The organism is Pseudomonas sp. P5_B2 (genome assembly GCF_056400445.1).
This window is the reverse complement of the sequence record NZ_JBFULH010000561.1, coordinates 1-2,636: the sequence shown is the minus strand read 5'-3', so window position 1 is coordinate 2,636 and position 2,636 is coordinate 1. Positions and strand designations below refer to the sequence as shown.

Genomic DNA, 2,636 nt, shown 5'->3' with positions numbered 1-2,636 from the left:
CTTTCTGGTAGCTCTTGAACACGAACGGACCAGTACCGACCGGCTTCTGGTTGATGTCGGCGGCTTTGCCTTCTTTCAGCAACTGGGCTGCGTACTCGGCGGACTGCAGCGAGGCGAAGCTCATGGCCATGTTCTGGATGAACGCGGCATCAACTTCTTTCAGGGTGAACTTGACGGTTTTGTCGTCGACTTTATCGATCTTGGTGATGTTTGTATCCATCCCCATGTCGGTGAAGTAAGGGAATTCGGTCGGGTACGCTTTGCGGAACGGGTCATCCTTGTTAATCATGCGATTAAAGGTGAACAGCACGTCGTCAGCGTTGAAATCACGAGTCGGCTTGAAGTACGGGGTGGTGTGGAACTTGACGCCGTCGCGCAGGTGGAAGGTGTACGTCAGGCCGTCCGGAGAAATGTCCCAACTGGTCGCCAGGCCAGGAATCACGGCGGTGCCGCCGCGCTCGAACTGGGTCAGGCGGTTGAACATGGTTTCCGCAGAAGCGTCGAAGTCGGTACCGGTGGTGTATTGACCTGGATCGAAACCGGCCGGGCTCCCTTCGGAGCAGAACACCAGGTTAGTCGCGGCTTGGGCGAAGGGTGCGCTAGCTAATAAGCTGGCGCCGAGTAAAAACGGAATGACCGCGTTTTTAAGCATGGTGGCCTCATGATTGTGGCTTTTTTGGAATTATAGGACGACCTCGTGAGCCGACCCTGCGGATACTTATGCAGGCGCCGTACCCAATGCAAGATCCTGATCGAGCATAGGCGTTAAACAGTGGCACGTACGTACCTTAATGTCGCATATGTATAAATCCAGGCGCATTTGACCGTTTGCGCAGGTTTTTTTCGGTGCAACCGGGTGCACCTCTGCGGGTCAATCGACACGTTCTGTGCGCTCGGTTGGAGCGCGGTGTTACTTATTTATACCCACAGTTTTGGGGCGGGATACGTTGATTTCGCGAATATCCGAATCTCAAGAAGATGGGAGCTAGCCTGCTGGCGATGGCGGACTGGTAGTCGTCAAATCCCTTTCTGCTGCCTCGGAGTGATCGTTCCCACGCTCCTGCGTGGGAATGCCGCCAGGGACGCTCCACGTTCCATTTTTGTGTTTAACGATGTGTAAGAAACACAGCGCTTTCCCACGCATTTTTCAGGTTGCCGGGTAGGAAGCAGTGTCTCTAACCTCTGGCTGTCGCTGCAAAATCAGCGACCGGGCGTGAGATCCCCGGCAATTAGTATTCATCTAGCGCCAATGCCACCATAATTGGCGCCAGCTTATCTGCTGCCTGTAAATGCGTTATGGCGGCTGTGTGCGGGCAGACTTCGGTCTGGCCGGGTGCCTACTTCCGGTGATCTCACTCTGCACATAGCTGCCACCTCTTCGTCGCTTGAGATCCGGCGAAGAGATGGCTCCCGTTATCAGTAGGAGTTTTCCATGGATAAGTCAGTCCCCGATCCACCCACCACTCCCGAAGCCGAAGACTTGCGCACCGAGTCGCTAATCAAAGACCGCGAAGCCATAAAACGCGCCCTCGATTATTACCTCGATCCCCCGTCGCAATACACCGAAAAACCCCGCCGTCCCAGCACCATGTTCTTGGTCGCCCCGAACATGGACACCGAAAGTCTCCTGGCCCAAGCCTGCGAGTCACTGGCCTCCGTCAGTGTCATGACCAGTGATTTCGCCGCGAACCTGATCGGCCCGCAGCGCAATACAGTGTTGGCGATTCAGCAGATCATCATGCTGGCGGAATTGGCGGTGAATCGGGCGTTGGATAACGTCGATCCGCAAGCGTAGGCGGGTACCGTTCGTTCCTCTGTTCTGCGGCGCTAAAACCCGCTAAACCTTCGGGGGAGCCTCCCCCGAAGATTAGGGCAGTGTGTGTATCACGCTCTTTCTGTATTGGTTTGCCAACAACTCGACCCACTGGTTCCTTTCATAATGCAAACCGTCAATGCAGCTGACTTCAGTGATTTCCATTGCTGTGCCACATAAGAAGGCACCATCAAAATGGCCCAATTCCGAACTCGAAATGTCCCTCTGTATCACTTGCAGATCCATCACCGGGCACAGCTCATCGATGATGACGCGGCGAGTGATACCCGCCAGTGCCATTTCGGTCGTCGGTGTAATGAGTTGGCTGCCCTTCACAAAAAAGATATTGGAACCACTGGACTCGCAGACCGTATCGTTGGTCGAGAGAAACAGCACGTCGTCAAATGCCTCATCTTTATCATGGAAGCTCAAAAAACTGATCGCATAGGTGGACGAGGTTTTGGCTTGATACGGATGGCAATCGGCGGGCGCGCGTCTCCAACTGGCGGTCGTGAGCCTGTAAGGTGTGGTCGCTGCCTTCGGAGCAAATGGCTGGACGAATATCGCCACTTTGCTGCGGCAACCTCGCCCCATGAAACTGACGTCGGCTTCGTCATAAAACACGATGATTTTAATGTACGCGTCTTGCAGCTCGTTGCGCTTGAGTAGTTCATTGCACGCCTCAGTCAGCGTTGCGTTGGTGTAATGCAGGGCATGTTTGAACAAGCGGGCTGACTGTTGTAACCGTTGTAAGTGCTCCTCGCACTTGAAAACCTTGCCGCCATAACTGCGCATGCCTTCGTAGACTGAGGAGGCATAGGAC

The 2,636-nt window shown here is 54.5% G+C and carries 3 protein-coding genes; 1 reads left to right on the top strand and 2 read right to left on the bottom strand.

What is annotated here, in order from left to right; translation table 11 throughout:
- The coding region (locus tag AC1DRJ_RS23960; RefSeq protein WP_477804333.1) for an ABC transporter substrate-binding protein at nt 1-652 on the bottom strand (652 nt) is incomplete at its 3' end.
- Between the two features lie 780 nt (nt 653-1,432).
- Between AC1DRJ_RS23960 and AC1DRJ_RS23955 the strand changes: the two genes are divergently transcribed.
- On the top strand, nt 1,433-1,795 hold the full coding sequence (locus AC1DRJ_RS23955; RefSeq protein ID WP_477804332.1) for a DUF6124 family protein: 363 nt from the start codon (nt 1,433-1,435) through the stop codon (nt 1,793-1,795).
- A gap of 72 nt (nt 1,796-1,867) precedes the next feature.
- On the opposite strand, the gene AC1DRJ_RS23950 is transcribed toward AC1DRJ_RS23955, so the two are convergent.
- Nucleotides 1,868-2,636, bottom strand: a 769-nt coding sequence (locus tag AC1DRJ_RS23950) for an aminotransferase class IV (protein ID WP_477804331.1), incomplete at its 5' end; no start/stop codon positions are given.

Bases quoted from the DNA above. Each gene is read 5' to 3' on its own strand.
- AC1DRJ_RS23955 (WP_477804332.1), top strand. From the start codon at position 1,433: ATGGATAAGTCAGTCCCCGATCCACCCACCACTCCCGAAGCCGAAGAC.